Genomic DNA, 16212 nt, shown 5'->3' with positions numbered 1-16212 from the left:
TGATTCGCGGTCGCCCGGAGCATGCGGCGGCCGCGATATCGACGTCGCCTACTTCTTGATCACCGGGACGGTGAGCGAAGTGACGAGCGACGTCACGGGTGCCAGCAGACCGCCCGACGAACTGCCTCCGCCTTGCGCGGAATTGCCGTTCAGCGAAACCGCCAGCGCGGGAACGACGCCGGCCACCGCACCGACGGCCGAACCGACCGATTGCACCGCCGCGTTGGCGACCGTCGCGCCACCGGAGATGAGCGCCCCGGCGGCGTTCGTCACACCGCCGACTGCGCCGGCCGCCGTGCCGCCGTTGAGCGCGACACTCAATGCCGGCAGGGTCGCGGCGACCGCGCCGGTGGTACTGGTTACGGTGTGCGCGAGCGAGCCCGCCAGGCCTGTGGTGACCGTCGCGAGCGAGCCCGCCGCGCCGGTTGCGCCGGAGAGGACGCCGGTTCCCGAGCCGACGACGTTGCCGGCGCCGCCCGTGGCGGATCCGATCAACGACGTGACGGTCGATGCGATCGGCGTGATTGCCGCCGTGCCGGTGCCGGCGATGCCGGTTACCGCGCCGGACATTGCGCCAATCGCACCAGTCGCTGCGCCGACCGGCAGCGAACCGCCGAGATTGCCGACGATGCTCGTGATCGGCGTGATCAGCGCGCCGCCGTTGCCGGCGACTCCGGTGACGGCGTTGACGACGCCCGTGCCGGTATTGGCGACCGTGCCTACGATGTCACCGAGGCCGCCGGTCGCACCGCCGGCACCGCCCACTGCGCCGGTCAGCGTTCCGACTGCACCGGTTGCCGTGTTGCCGACCGTGCCCACAATGCCGCCGAGACCACCGGTCGCACCGCCGGCACCGCCCACTGCGCCGGTCAACGTTCCGACTGCGCCCGTTGCCGTGTTGCCGACCGCGCCAACGACGCCGCCGAGACCACCGGTCCCGCCACCACCGATGCCACCCAGCGCACCGGTTACCGTACCAACCACGCCACCAAGCCCGCTAGTCGGATCGCCGACACCACCCAAGGCACCTGTCACCGTACCGACCGCGCCGCTTGCCGCGTTGCCCACCGCTCCAACGACGCCACCGAGACCACCGGTCCCGCCACCAACACCGCCCAGCGCGCCAGTCAACGTTCCGACTGCACCCGTGGCCGTGTTCGCTACCGTGCCGACAACACCGCCGAGGCCGCCGGTCCCGCCGCCACCGATGCCACCCAGTGCACCGGTTACCGTGCCAACCACGCCACCAAGCCCGCCGGTCGGATCGCCGACACCACCCAAGGCACCCGTCACCGTACCGACCGCGCCGCTTGCCGCGTTGCCCACCGTTCCAACAACACCACCGAGACCACCGGTCCCACCGCCCACGCCGCCCAGCGCGCCAGTCAGCGTTCCGACTGCACCCGTCGCCGTATTCGCTACCGTGCCGACAACGCCGCCGAGGCCGCCGGTCCCGCCGCCACCGATGCCACCCAGCGCACCGGTTACCGTACCGACCACACCACCAAGCCCACCAGTCGGATCGCCGACACCACCCAAGGCACCCGTCACCGTACCGACTGCACCGCTTGCCGCGTTGCCCACCGTTCCAACAACACCACCGAGACCACCGGTCCCACCGCCGACGCCACCCAGCGCGCCAGTCAGGGTTCCGACTGCACCCGTGGCCGTATTCGCTACCGTGCCGACAACACCGCCGAGATCGCCAGTCGGATTGCCACCGCCGATGCCACCCAGTGCACCGATTACCGTACCGACCACACCACCAAGACCGCCTGTCGGATCGCCGACACCACCCAAGGCACCTGTCACCGTACCGACTGCGCCGCTTGCCGCGTTGCCCACCGTTCCAACGACGCCACCGAGACCACCGGTCCCGCCACCAACGCCGCCCAGCGCGCCAGTCAGCGTTCCGACTGCGCCCGTCGCCGTATTCGCTACCGCGCCGACAACGCCGCCGAGACCACCGGTCCCACCGCCGACGCCACCCAGCGCGCCAGTCAACGTTCCGACTGCACCCGTCGCCGTATTCGCTACCGTGCCGACAACACCGCCGAGACCACCGGTCCCACCGCCGACGCCACCCAGCGTGCCAGTCAACGTTCCGACTGCACCCGTCGCCGTATTCGCTACCGTGCCGACAACACCGCCGAGACCACCGGTCCCGCCGCCACCGATGCCGCCCAGTGCACCGGTTACCGTGCCAACGACACCACCGAGACCCCCGGTCGGATCGCCAACACCACCCAAGGCACCCGTCACAGCGCCGACCGCGCCAGTTGCCGTGTTCGCCACCGTCCCGACAACACCACCGAGGCCGCCCGTCGGATTGCCGCCACCGATGCCACCCAGTGCACCGGTTACCGTGCCAACGACGCCACCAAGCCCACCGGTCGGATCGCCAACACCACCCAAAGCACCCGTTACCGTACCGACCGCGCCAGTTGCCGTGTTCGCCACCGTCCCGACGACACCGCCCAAGCCACCCCTCGCACCACCGCTTCCACCAAGACCACCCAGCGCACCGGTCACCGTGCCAACGACACCACCGAGACCACCAGTCGCACCGCCGCCGCCCACACCACCCAAGGCACCCGTCACAGCACCGACCGCACCGCTGGCCGCGTTGCCCACCGTCCCGACGACACCACCCAAACCACCCGTCGCACCACCGCTTCCACCAAGACCGCCCAGTGCACCGGTCACCGTGCCAACGACACCGCCAAGACCACCCGTCGCACCGCCACTCCCGCCGATGCCACCCAACGCCCCCGTCACCGTGCCGGCCGCACCCGCGACCGGCTCGAGCAATCCGCTACCGATATCGATCGCCGCGGTTCCCGTCCCCGACCCGGCCATCCCGATCGAGATACCGCCTGCATTCGGGCTGCCGACCGTCACCGCCCCATTCCCCCATCCCGTCACGGTGCCGATGAGCCCGTCGGGCGCCGGCGATGCGCCTTCGATGATGACGCCGTCGGTATTGCTGAGACTTCCCGGCACGGCAGTCACGACCCCCGCCTGGGACGCCGTGGCGGCCAGGCTGAACAAAACCCCGACCGACAAGGCGATGCCTGTCAATTTCGCGTTCATTTTCGTTTTCATGAATAACCTCATTTCGGTTGGACAACCGCGGAACAGCTCGAGCGATGACGCGTGGACCCCATCGCCCGAAGGCGGCGCGAATCGTTCGCGGATTGCCCGATACGGCAAAGCGTTGAAACAGGTTCAAACAGGCCGATGCAACGGGATACCAAACACCAAGCGGCGCACTTCATGAAAATTGATTCGCATCACGAAACGTCTTCAATGCGAATCTGAAAACCAACCATCATCGAACTATCAAACCATCGATCGACGACCAACAACGATCGACCGCTCACGACGCCCCCCTCCATCGCGAGCGGCCCCCGCCTCCCTTTAGAACTTCCACAACAGATTGCCGTACAGCGCGTGATCGCCGATGTTGCCGCCGAGCTGGCCGCTGTACGACAGGCCGAGCGACAGATTCTTCGTGACGGCCGCATCGACACCAACCTCGAGCACCGCGGCGTCGCGCGCGACCGGCACGCCGACCACGCTGAACGGCGATCCGCCGCTCGCGAACGACAGCCTCGACGCCGGCTGCGTATTGCCGAACGCGTGGCGCCAGCCGACCGTGCCGAACGCCGTGACCTTGCCCTTCGTCGTGACCGCGAGGTCGGTCGAGGCCCGCACGCCGACGGTCGAGAAGCCGAGGCCCGTCGTGTCGGAATCGCCCTGCAGCGCAGCCGCGCCGCCGTTCTCCTTGAAGCCGCCGGTGTGCAGGCTCGCGAACGCGAGCCCGACGAACGGTTCGAGCTCGACGTTGCGAATGGCCGTCGAGTAGCCGATCTCCGTGAACACCTGCGTCGCGTTCGCGTCGTAGCTCGCGGTATCGTGATCGGAGAAGCCGCCGAACGACGGATTGCGCTCGCTATGCACGCGGTACCACGACTGCGACACGCCACCGCGCACGTTCCACGCGTCGTATCGGCCGCTGGCGTACAGCGCGATCGTCTCGCCGTTGACCTTCGCCGACTCGTTCTGGTCGGTATTGAGCTGGCTGCGCGACGCGCCGCCCGCGATACCGACGCGCCAGTGGCTGCTGACTTCCGCATCCGTACCGACGACGAAGCCGTACAGGTTGCGATCGATCGAAGCGACGCCGTCGCCGTCGAACCGGCTATGCGAACCGTACAGCCGGCCCCACACCGCGGGCTTGAACGACTTGGCCGGCGTGCAGCCGTTCTCCGCGGCCATGCGCCGGTCGAGCGCCGCCGAGTGATCGTCCGCCGACACCGGCGCCTCGCATCCGCACAGCGCCCCGCCCGGCTGCGAACCGAGCCGCGCGCGATCGAGCACCGCGTCACGCACGTAGCGGCTATCCGACAGCAGCACGCTGCGCGTGCTCGGATACAGGTCGCCGGCCAGTTGCGTGAACGCACGGTTGGCGGTCGGCGCATCCGAGGTCAGCACCGTATCGAACAGCGGGTTGCCTGCGCCGAGCGTGCCGACCGCGCCCGCCACCGCTTGCCCGTCGGGCGTCGTCGCAACCGACGCGAACGGCGTGCCGTTCGGGGCCAGCGACATCAGCACCCGCGCCGGGTCGTACGTGAGCGTCGGCGTGAGGAACGCATACGTCGAGTTCACCGCGCTGAACTGCCCTTGCACGCCCGCGCCGGCATTCACGATGGTGTAGAGCTTGCCCGGCTGGTATTGCCCGGCCGCCGCGACGACCTGGACCGACCCACCGTTGAGCGTGGCGGAGCCGGTCACGTCGAGGCCGCCGCTCTGTTGCGGCGTGGCGCCGACCTGCAGCGTCGAGCCCGGCTGGAAGGTCGCGTTGCCCGCGACCTTCAGCGGCTGCCCGAGCTGGAGAACCGATGCGGTGCCGCCACCCGACACGACCAGGCCGCCGATCGTGCCCGTCCCGGTGACGGTCGCGCCGCTACCGACGGTCACCGGCGAGCTGGCCAGCGAACCGGTCACGGCGAGCGTGCCGCCGGTCACGGTCGTCGGCCCGGACAACGTGTTCGTGCCGCTCAACACCTGCGCGCCCGTGCCGGCCAGCGTCAGCGGGCCGGTACCCGACAGCGTGCCCGCGAACGAGCTGGTGCCCGCGGTATTGACCGTCAGCGGCGTCGCGCCGAGGTTCACGTTCGAGCCCGTCGTACCCGACAGCGTGCCGATCGACTGCGGTGCGGCCGCGGCCGTCAGGTTCAGCGTCGCGCCGCTGCCCGCGAGAATCATCGGGCTCGTCGACGCGAGGCTGCCTGCGCCGGCGAGCGCGAGCGTGCTGCCGCTGCCGATCGTCGTGCCGCCGGTATACGTGTTGGCGCCGGTCAGCGTCTGCGTGCCGCCGCCCTGCACCGCGAAGCCGCCGGTGCCCGCGATCGTGCCGCCGAACGAACCGCCCGCCGGGCCGGCCACGGTCAGCGTGTTGCCGCCGAGATTCACGGTCGAACCGGCCGCGCCCGACAGCGCGCTGGCCGTCTGCGGCGTCGTCGTGCCGCTGACGTCGAGCGTCGCGCCGTTGCCGGCCAGCGTCAGTGCGCTGCCGGCCGACAGGCCGCCGTTGCCGCCGACCGCCAGCGTGCTGCCGTTGCCGATCGTCGTGCCGCCCGTGTACGAGTTCGCGCCGCTGAGGGTCGTCGTCGACGGACCGCTCACCGCCAGGTTGCCGCCGCCCGAGATCGCGCCGCTCAGGCCGAGGTTGTTGGCGCCGCCCACCGTCAGCGTCGAACCCGTGCCGAGATTCACGGCGTTGCCGAGCGTCGTGCCGGGCACGCTGGTCCCGAGCGTGCCGCCGTTGCCGCCGACACTCAGCGTGCCGCTGCCGAGTGCGGTCGGCGTGCCGGCGACCAGCGTGCCGCCGCCCGTGACGCTGGTGCCGCCCGTGTACGTGTTGGCGCCGGAAAGCGTCGTCGTCGCCGGGCCGCCGAGCGCGAGCGCGCCGCTGCCGGAGATCGGGCCGCTCAGACCGAGGTCGTTCGCACCGCCCACCGTCAGCGTCGATCCCGTGCCGAGGTTCACCGCGTTGGCGAGCGTCGTACCCGGCGTGCCCGCGGCCAGCGTGCCGCCCGCGCCGCCGGTGTTCAGCGTGCCGGTGCCGAGCGCCGTGTTGCTGCCCGCGACCAGCGTGCCGCCGCCGGTCAGGTTCGTGCCGCCCGTGTACGTGTTCGGCCCGGTCAGCGTTTCGGTGCCCGTGCCGGCCAGCGTGAGGCTGCCGCCCGTGCCGGCGATGGTGCCGCCGTACGTGCCGCTGCCCGACCCGCCAAGCGTCAGCGTGTTGCCGCCGAGGTTCACCGTCGAACCCGCGACGCCCGACAGCGCGTTCGTCGTTTGCGGCGTCGTCGCGCCGCTGACGTCGAACGTTGCGCCCGCACCGGTCAGGCTCAGCGGGCTGCTGCCGGACAGGCTGCCTCCCGCGCCGATCGCCAGCGTGCCGCTGTTGATCGTCGTCGCGCCGGTGTACGTGTTGTTGCCCGTCAGCGTTTCAGTACCGGTGCCCGACAACGTCAATCCGCCCGTGCCGCCGACCGTCCCGCCGAACGTGCCGCTGCCCGATCCGCCGAGCGTCAGCGTGTTGCCGCCGAGATTCACCGCCGAACCCGATACGCCGGACAGCGCGCCGGTGGTCTGCGGCGTCGTCGCGGCACTCAGGTCGAGCGTCGCACCGCTGCCCGCCAGATCCACCGCGCTACCCGACGACAGGCTGCCGCCCGCGCCGACCGCCAGCGTGCTGCCGTTGCCGATCGTCGTGTTGCCCGTGTACGAGCTGGTGCCGCTGAGGGTCGTCGTCGACGGACCGTTCACAGCCAGATTGCCGCTGCCCGAGATCGCGCCGCCGAGGCCCAGGTTGTTCGCGCCGCCGACCGTCAGCGTCGAGCCCGAACCCAGGTTGACCGCGTTGGTCAGCGTCGTGCCGGCCACACTCGTGCCGAGCGTGCCGCCTGCGCCGCTGGTGTTCAGCGCACCTGTGCCGAGCGCCGAACCGTTGCCGGCGAGCAGCGTGCCGCCGCCCGCCAGGTTCGTGCCGCCCGTGTACGTGTTCGGACCGGTCAACGTTTCGGTACCGGTACCCGCCAGCGTCAGGCTGCCGCCCGTGCCGGCGATCGTACCGCCGAACGTGCCGCTGCCCGACCCGCCGAGTGTCAGCGCGTTACCGCCGAGGTTCACCGTCGAACCCGCGACGCCCGCCAATGCTCCCGTCGACTGCGGCGACGTGGCCGCGCTCACGTCCAGCGTCGAGCCCGCACCGGCCAGATCGACCGCGCTGCCCGACGACAGGCTGCCGCCCGCGCCGATGGCCAACGTGCTGCCGTTGCCGATCGTCGTGCTGCCGGTGTACGTGCTCGCGCCGGTGAGCGTCGTCGTCGACGGGCCACTCACCGCCAGATTGCCGCTGCCCGAGATCGCGCCACCCAGGCCCAGGTTGTTCGCGCCGCCGACCGTCAGCGTCGAACCTGCACCGAGATTCACCGCGTTGCCGAGCGTCGTGCCGGCCACGCTGGTGCCGAGCGTGCCGCCCGCGCCGCTCGTGTTCAGCGTACCCGTGCCCAGTGCCGAACCGTTGCCCGCGATCAACGTGCCGCCGCCGGTGAGGCTCGTACCGCCCGTATAGGTGTTGTTGCCCGTCAACGTTTCGGTACCCGTGCCCGCCAGCGTGAGGCTGCCGCCCGCGCCCGCGATCGTGCCGTCGTACGTGCCGCTGCCCGTGCCGCCGAGCGCCAGGTTGTTGCCGCCGAGATTCACCGTCGAACCGGCCACGCCCGACAGCGTGCCCGTCGTCTGCGGCGTGGTCGCGCCGCTCAGGTCGAAGGTTGCGCCCGCACCCGTCAGGCTCACCGGCGTCGTCCCCGACAGGCTGCCGCCCGCGCCGATCGCCAGCGTGCCGCTGTTGATCGTCGTGGCGCCGGTGTAGCTATTGCTGCCCGTCAGCGTTTCGGTGCCGGTGCCCGACATCGTCACGCCGCCCGTGCCGGCGATGTTGCCCGCGTAGGTGCCGCTGGCCGACCCGCCGAGCGTCAGGTTGTTGTTGCCCAGGTTCACCGTCGAGCCGGCCACGCCCGAGATCGCGCCGGTCGATTGCGGCGACGCGGCGCCGCTGAGGTCGAGCGTCGCGCCGGACGCCGTGAGGCTGACCGGGCTGCTCGACGACAGGCTGCCGTTGCCGCCGATCGCCAGCGTGCCGCTGTTGATCGTCGTCGCGCCGGTGTACGTGTTGGTCCCGGTCAACGTTTCGGTGCCGGTGCCCGACAGCGTCAACCCGCCCGTGCCGCCGATCACGCCCCCGTACGTGCCGCTGCCTGCGCCGCCGAGCGTGAGCGTATTGCCGCCCAGGTTGACGTTCGTGCCCGTGCCGCCGGACAGCGCGCCGCTCGTCTGCGGCGACGTGGCCGCGCTCAGGTCGAGCGTGGCGCCGGTGCCGGACAGGTCGATCGCGCTGCCCGACGACAGGTTGCCGCCCGCGCCGACCGCCAGCGTGCTGCCGCCGCCGATCGTCGTGCTGCCGGTGTAGGTGTTCGCGCCCGACAGCGTCGTCGTCGACGGACCATTCACCGCGAGGTTGCCGCTGCCGCTGATCGCACCGCCGAGGCCGAGATCGTTCGTACCCCCGACCGTCAGCGTCGAACCGCTGCCGAGGTTCACCGCGTTGCCGAGCGTCGTGCCGGGCGTGCTCGCGGCCAGCGTACCGCCCGCGCCGCTCGTGTTCAGCGCACCCGTGCCGAGCGCCGAACCGCTGCCCGCGATCAACGTGCCGCCGCCGCTCAGGGTCGTGCCGCCCGTGTACGTGTTGTTGCCGGTCAGCGTTTCGGTACCCGTGCCCGACAACGTGAGGCTGCCGCCCGCGCCCGCGATCGTGCCGCCATACGTGCCGTTGCCCGTGCCACCGAGCGTCAGGTTGTTGCCGCCGAGGTTCACCGTCGAACCTGCGACGCCCGACAGCGTACCGGTCGTCTGCGGCGTGGTCGCGCCGCTGACGTCGAACGTTGCGCCCGCACCGGCCAGATTGACGGGGCTGCTGCCGGACAGGCTGCCGCCCGCGCCGATCGCCAGCGTGCCGCTGTTGATCGTCGTCGCGCCGGTGTACGTGTTGGTCCCGGTCAAGGTTTCCGTGCCGGTGCCCGACAGCGTCAATCCGCCCGTGCCGCCGACCGTCCCGCCGAACGTGCCGCTGCCCGACCCGCCGAGCGTCAGCGTGTTGCCGCCGAGATTCACCGCGGAACCCGCTGCGCCGGACAACGTGCCGGTCGTCTGCGGCGACGTGGCCGCGCTCACGTCCAGCGTCGAGCCTGCACCGGCCAGATCGATCGCGCTGCCCGACGACAGGCTGCCGCCCGCACCGACCGCCAGCGTGCTGCCGCCGCCGATCGTCGTGTTGCCGGTGTACGTGCTCGCGCCGGTGAGCGTCGTGGTCGACGGGCCGTTCACCGCGAGGTTGCCGCTTCCCGAGATCGCGCCGCCGAGGCCCAGGTTGTTCGCGCCGCCGACCGTCAGCGTCGAGCCCGAACCCAGGTTGATCGAGTTGGTCAGCGTCGTGCCGGCCACGCTCGTACCGAGCGTGCCGCCTGCGCCGCTCGTGTTCAGCGCACCCGTGCCGAGCGCCGAGCCGCTGCCCGCGATCAACGTGCCGCCGCCGGTGAGACTCGTACCGCCCGTATAGGTGTTGTTGCCGGTCAGCGTTTCGGTACCGGTGCCCGACAGCGTGAGGCTGCCGCCCGCGCCCGCGATCGTGCCGTCATACGTGCCGCTGCCCGACCCGCCGAGCGTCAGGTTGTTGCCGCCGAGGTTCACCGTCGAACCGGCCACGCCCGACAGCGTGCCCGTCGTCTGCGGCGTGGTCGCGCCGCTGACGTCGAAGGTCGCGCCCGCGCCGGCGAGATTCACCGGGCTGCTCGCGGACAGGCTGCCGCCCGCGCCGATCGCCAGCGTGCCGCTGTCGATCGTCGTCGCCCCCGTGTACGTATTGGTTCCGGTCAGCGTTTCCGTCCCCGTGCCGGCCATCGTCAGCCCGCCGGTGCCGCCGATCGTCCCCGCATAGCTGCCGTTGCCGGCGCCGGCCAGCGTCAGCGTGTTGCCGCCGAGATTCACGTTCGTGCCCGCCACGCCGGACAGCATCCCGCTCGTTTGCGGCACGGTCGCCGCGCTGATGTCGAGGGTCGCGCCCGTGCCGGCGAGATCGAGCGCGCTGCCCGACGACAGGCTGCCGCCCGCGCCGACCGCCAGCGTGCTGCCGCCGCCGATCGTCGTATTGCCGGTGTAGGTGTTGGTTCCCGTGAGCGTCGTCGTCGACGGGCCGCTGACCGACAGACCGCCGCTGCCCGAGATCCCGCCGCCCAGCCCGAGATCGTTCGTACCGCCAACCGTCAGCGTCGATCCCGCGCCAAGATTGACTGTATTGCCGAGCGTCGTGCCGCCCACGCTCGTGCCGAGCGAGCCGCCCGCGCCCGTCACGTTCAGCGCGCCGGAACCCAGTGCGCTGCCGTTGCCGGCGATGAGCCCGCCGCCGCTCAACGTCGTGCCGCCGCCGTAGGTGTTCGTGCCGGTGAGCGTCGTGGTGCCCGCACCGGTCTGCGCCAGGCCGCCGCTGCCGGAAATCGTGCCGCTCAGGCCGAGATCGTTCGCGCCGTTCAGCCCGAGCGTCGCGCCCGCGCCGAGCGTGACCGCGTTGCCGAGCGTCGTGCCGCTCACGCTCGCGTTCAGCGTGCCGTTGCCGGTCACGTTCAATGCGCCGGAACCGAGCGCCGTATTGCTGCCCACGCTCAGTCCGCCGCTGCTCAACGTCGTCCCGCCGCCATAGGTGTTCGCGCCGCCGAGCGTGGTCGTGCCCGAGCCGGACTGCACCACGCCGCCCGCGCCGGAAATCATGCCGCTCAGGCCGAAGTCGAACGCGCCGCCGAGATTCAGTGCTGAGCCGGCGCCCAGATCGACGGCGTTCGCCAGCAGCAGGTTCGCCGTGCTCGCGCTGAGCGCGCCGCCGCTGCCGGTGACGCTGAGTGCGCCCGTGCCGAGCGCCGTGTTGCTGCCGACCGACAGGCCGCCGGCACTCAGCGTCGTGCCGCCCGTGTAGGTGTTCGCACCGGTGAGCGCGGTCGTGCCGCTGCCGACCTGCGCGAGACTACCGCCGCCGGCGATGACGCCGCCGAGGCCGAGATCGTTCGTGCCGCCGAGCGTCAGCGCCGAACCGGTGCCGAGATTCACGGCATTGTTCAGCGTCGTGCCGGCGACGCTCGCGGCCAGCGTGCCGCCTGCGCCGCTCGTGTTCAGCGCGCCGGTGCCGAGCGCCGCACCGTTGCCGGCAAGCAGCGTGCCGCCGCCGGTCAGGTTCGTGCCGCCCGTGTACGTGTTGGTCCCGTTCAGCGTTTCGGTGCCCGTACCCGACAGCGTCAGGCTGCCACCGGCCCCCGCGATCGTGCCGTCGTACGTGCCGCTGCCTGCACCACCGAGTATCAGGCCATTGCCGCCGAGGTTCACCGTCGAACCGGTCACACCCGACAGCGTGCCGATCGCCTGCGGCAGCGCCGCGCCGCTCAGGTCGAACGTCGCGCCGGCCCCGCCGAGATTCACGGCGCCGCTTGCTGCCAGGCTGCCGCCCGCGCCGAGCGCCAGCGTGCCGCTGTTGATCGTCGTGCCGCCGATATAGGTGTTCGCGCCGGTCAGCGTCTCCGTGCCGGTGCCGGCCATCGTCAGCCCGCCCGCGCCGCCGATCGTGCCGCCGAACGTGCCGTTACCGGAGCCGCCGAGCGTCAGCGTATTGCCGCCGAGATTCACCGCCGAGCCGGCCGTGCCGACCAGCCCGCCCGTCGTCTGCGGCGACGTGGCCGCGCTCAGGTCGAGCGTCGCGCCCGCGCCGGCCAGATCGAACAAACTGCCGCCGGACAGGCTGCCGCCCGCGCCCACCGCGAGCGTGCTGCCGTTGCCGATCGTCGTGTTGCCGGTGTAGCTGCCCGCCCCCGTGAGCGTCGTGATCGACGGGCCGCTCACCGCGAGGTTGCCGCCGCCCGAAATCGCGCCGCCCAGGCCCAGGTTGTTTGCGCCGCCGACCGTCAACGTCGCGCCCGAGCCAAGATTCACCGCATTGCCGAGCACAGTGCCGCCGACGCTCGTACCGAGCGAGCCGCCCGCGCCGGTAACGTTCAACGCGCCCGTGCCGAGCGCCGCGCCGTTGCCCGCGACGAGCCCGCCGCCGGCGAGCGTCGTGCCGCCCGTGTACGTGTTCGTACCGAGCAGCGTCGTCGTGCCGCTGCCGGTTTGCGCAAGCCCGCCGTCGCCGGCAATCACGCCGCCCAGGCTCAGATCGGCCGTGCCGTTCAGGCCGAGCGTCGCGCCGGCGCCGAGGTTCACCGCGTTGCCGAGCAAGGTACCGGCGACGTTCGTGGCGAGCGTGCCGCCCGCGCCGCTCACGTTCAGCGCACCGGTGCCGAGCGCCGCGCCGTTGCCGGCGATGAGCCCGCCGGCGCTCAACGTCGTGCCGCCCGTGTACGTGTTCGCACCGAGCAGCGTCGTCGTGCCGGTGCCGGTTTGCGCGAGGCTGCCGTTGCCGGCGATCGTGCCGCTCAGGCCGAGATCGTTCGCGCCGTTCAGCCCCAGCGTGACGCCGGCACCGAGATTGACCGCGTTGCCGAGCGTCACGCCCGGCACGCTCGCGCCGAGCGAAGCCGAGCCGTTGACGTCGAGCGCGCCGAGGCCGAGCGCCGCGCCGCTGCCGACGACCAGGCTGCCGCCCGTCAGCGCCGTGCCGCCCGCATAGGTGTTGTTGCCGGTCAGCGTTTCGGTGCCGGTGCCGGAAAGCGTCAGCCCGCCCGCACCGCCGATGTTGCCGGCGAAGACGCCGCTGCCGCTGCCTGCCAGCGTCAGGTTGTTCGAACCGAGATCGATCGTCGAACCCGCGACACCCGACAGCGTGCCGATCGACTGCGGCGTGGTCGCACCGGTGATGTTGAACTGCGCACCGGCGCCCGTCAGGTTGACGGGGCTCGACGCGGCGAGGCTGCCGCCCGCGCCGATCGCGAGCGTGCCGCTGCCGATCGTGGTGCCGCCGGTAAACGTCTCGGCCGCGGTGAGCGTCGTCGTCCCCGGACCGCTCACGGACAGGCCGCCCGCGCCGGAAATGATCCCGCCCAGCCCGAGGTCGTTCGCACCGCCAACCGTCAGTGCCGCGCCCGCGCCGAGCTGGATCGCATTGCCGAGCACCGTGCCGCCGACGGTCGTGCCGAGCGAGCCGCCCGCGCCGGTCACGCTCAGCGCACCCGTGCCCAGCGCCGCGCCGTTGCCGGCGAGGATTCCGCCGCCGCTCAGCGTCGTACCGCCCGAGAACGTGTTCGCGCCGGTCAACGTCGTGATGCCCGAACCGGTTTGCGCGAGCCCGCCGGTACCGGCGATCACGCCGTTCAGGCCGAGATCGTTCGCGCCGGTCAACGCGAGCGTCGCGCCCGCGCCGAGGTTCACCGCGTTGCCCAGCGTCGTGCCGTTCACGCTCGCGCCGAGCGCACCGCCCGCGCCGGCGACGTTCAGCGCGCCGCTGCCCAGCGCCGTATTGCTGCCGGCGAGCAGCGTGCCGGCGCTCAGGGTCGTGCCGCCGCCGAAGGTGTTCGCGCCGGACAGCGTCGTCGTCCCCGTGCCGCTCAGCACGAGACCGCCGGTGCCGCCAATCGAGCCGCTCAGGCCGAGGTCGTTCGCGCCGTTCAGCGTCAGCGACGCGCCGTTCAGGTCGATCCCGTTCGTGAGCGCTGCGCCGGCGGCCAGATCGGTGCTCAGCGAACCGCCGAGGCCGCTCACGGTCAATGCGCCGCCCACGCCGAGCGCCGAGTTGCCACCGACGATCAGGCTGCCGCCACCCGTCAGGCTCGCGCCGCCCGTGAACGTGTTCGCGCCGGACAACGTCGTGGCGCCGGTGCCGCCGAGCGCCAGGGCGCCCGCGCCCGAGATCGCGCCGCTCAGGCCGAGATCGGCCGCGCCGTTCAGGCCGAGCGTGGCGCCCGCGCTCAGGTTGACCGCATTGCCGAGCACGGTGCCGCCGACGTTCGTCGCGAGCGTGCCGCCCGCGCCGACCACGTTCAGCGCCCCCGTGCCCAATGCCGCGCCGTTGCCGGCGATCAGTCCGCCTCCGCTCAGCGCCGTGCCGCCCGTAAACGTGTTCGCGCCGAGCAGCGTCGTCGTGCCGGCACCGGATTGCGCCAGGCTGCCGTTCCCGCCGATCGCACCGCCCAGGCTCAGGTCGGCCGCGCCGTTCAGGCCCAGCGTCGCGCCCGCGCCCAGGTTGACTGCGTTGCCGAGCAGCGTGCCGCCGACGCTCGTCGCGAGCGTGCCGCCCGCGCCGGATACGTTCAACGCGCCCGTGCCGAGCGCCGCGCCATTGCCGGCGATCAACCCGCCGCCGCTCAGTGCGGTGCCGCCCGAGAACGTGTTCACGCCGAGCAGCGTCGTCGTGCCCGTGCCGCTTTGCGCGAGGCCGCCGTTACCGGCGATCGTGCCGCCGAGGCTCAGGTCGGCCGCGCCGTTCAGGCCCAGCGTGGCCCCTGCGTCGAGATTCACCGCATTGCCGAGCAGCGTTCCGCCGACGTTCGTCGCGAGCGTGCCGCCCGTGCCGGCCACGTTCAGCGCCCCCGTGCCCAATGCCGCGCCGTTGCCGGCGATCAGCCCGCCGCCGCTCAGCGCCGTGCCGCCCGAGAACGTGTTCGCGCCCAACAGCGTCGTCGTCCCCGTGCCGGTTTGCGCGAGACTGCCAGTGCCTGCGATCGTACCGCCCAGACCGAGGTCGGCCGAACCGTTCAGGCCCAACGTCACGCCGGTATCGAGATTCACCGCGTTGCCGAGCAGCGTGCCGCCGACGCTGGTGCCGAGCGTGCCGCCCGCGCCGCTCACGTTCAGCGCGCCCGTGCCGAGCGCCGTGCCGGTGCCGACGATGAGCCCGCCGCCCCCCGTCAGATTCGTTCCTCCCGTGAACGAATTGGCGCCGTTCAGCGTCAGCGCGCCGGTGCCGCTCACGTTCAGCGGGCCGCCGCCGGCGATCGCCCCCGACAACGCGAGCCCGGTCGCGCCGTCCACCGTCAGGCCGCCGGTCAGCGTCACGTTGTTGAGCAGGTTCACGCCGGCCGCGCCGGCCTCGAGCGTGCCGCCGCCGCCGACGATCGTGCCGGTGCCCAACGCACCGGCGCCGTGGACGATCGCGGTGCCGCCGGTCAGCGACGCGTTCGTCGCGGTCGATGCGCCGGTGATGTCCCACGTGCCGCCCTGCACGGCGAGGTTGTTGAAATTGCCGTACGTATCGACCGCAATGGCGCCGTTCGTCGCGCCGCCGGCGGCCGTGTTCAGTTGCAGGTTGAGCGTGTTGTTGCCGCCCAGCCCGGCATCGACGCCGAGCCCGACCGACGATCCGGTCAGCGCATTGAACGTGTTCGACGTGCCCAAGGCCGCGCCCAGCGACACGTTGCCCGTGACGGTGCCGGCGTTGGTGAACGTGTTGCCCGTGCCCGGCGTCCCGCTGGGCGCGAGCACCACCGAACCGTTGATCGTGCCGCCGCTCGCGTTGGTGAAGTTGGCCTGCGCGCCGCCCGACGTGGTCACGACCTGCGCGGTGGGCCCCGCGCCGAAGCCGAGCAGGCCGGTCGTACCGATCGTGCCGGCATTCGTGATGTTCGTCGTGCCGCCGGTGCCGTTGTATACCGTCAACGCCGGCCCGTTGAGCAGCGAGCTCGTCGACCCCATCATCACGCCCGAGCTGGCGTTCGTGACGTTGACGGTGCTCGCCGACGCGATATTGCCGACCACCGTGCCGTTCGACACGATGCTCAACCCGGACAACGCGGGGTCGATCGTGCCGTTGTTGGTCAGCGTGACGCCGCTGCCCGTCAGCGACAGCGCCGTGCCGCCGATCAACGGCACCACGGAAACGGTCGCGCCGGACTGGACGGTCAGGTTGAGATTGTTCGTGCCGTTCGAATAGGACGTGCTGGCTCCGGTACAACTGACGGTCGTCGTTCCGGTGCAGGCAGCCAGTGCGTCGACGGGGACGATCCCGGCGCCGACCAGCGCGACCAGCATGCCGGTCGGGACGAGGAATTTCGGACGTGCTTCCGCGCGCTTTTTGTTCGAGCCCATGCGCATACGCATAATCACACCTTCCCATAAGAGAATCGACGACACCGGGCATTCACTCGGCGAATTAAAATGGCCTGAGATAAATAC

General features: G+C 71.7%; 2 protein-coding genes. Both read right to left on the bottom strand.

Going from position 1 to position 16212, the window contains the following annotated elements:
• Window positions 1–48: 48 nt before the first annotated feature.
• Window positions 49–3105: a beta strand repeat-containing protein gene (locus CFB46_RS33695; RefSeq protein ID WP_089502479.1), complete on the bottom strand. Its 3057-nt coding sequence runs from the start codon at window positions 3103–3105 to the stop codon at window positions 49–51.
• Between the two features lie 315 nt (window positions 3106–3420).
• Window positions 3421–16137: an autotransporter-associated beta strand repeat-containing protein gene (locus CFB46_RS33690; protein ID WP_089502465.1), complete on the bottom strand. Its 12717-nt coding sequence runs from the start codon at window positions 16135–16137 to the stop codon at window positions 3421–3423.
• Window positions 16138–16212: the final 75 nt, after the last annotated feature.

Origin of the sequence: Burkholderia sp. HI2761 (genome assembly GCF_002223355.1) — a bacterium.
In the GTDB taxonomy this organism is placed as follows: Bacteria; Pseudomonadota; Gammaproteobacteria; order Burkholderiales; family Burkholderiaceae; genus Burkholderia.
The sequence above is the reverse complement of the archived record's forward strand: the minus strand, read 5'-3'. Positions and strand labels throughout refer to the sequence as shown.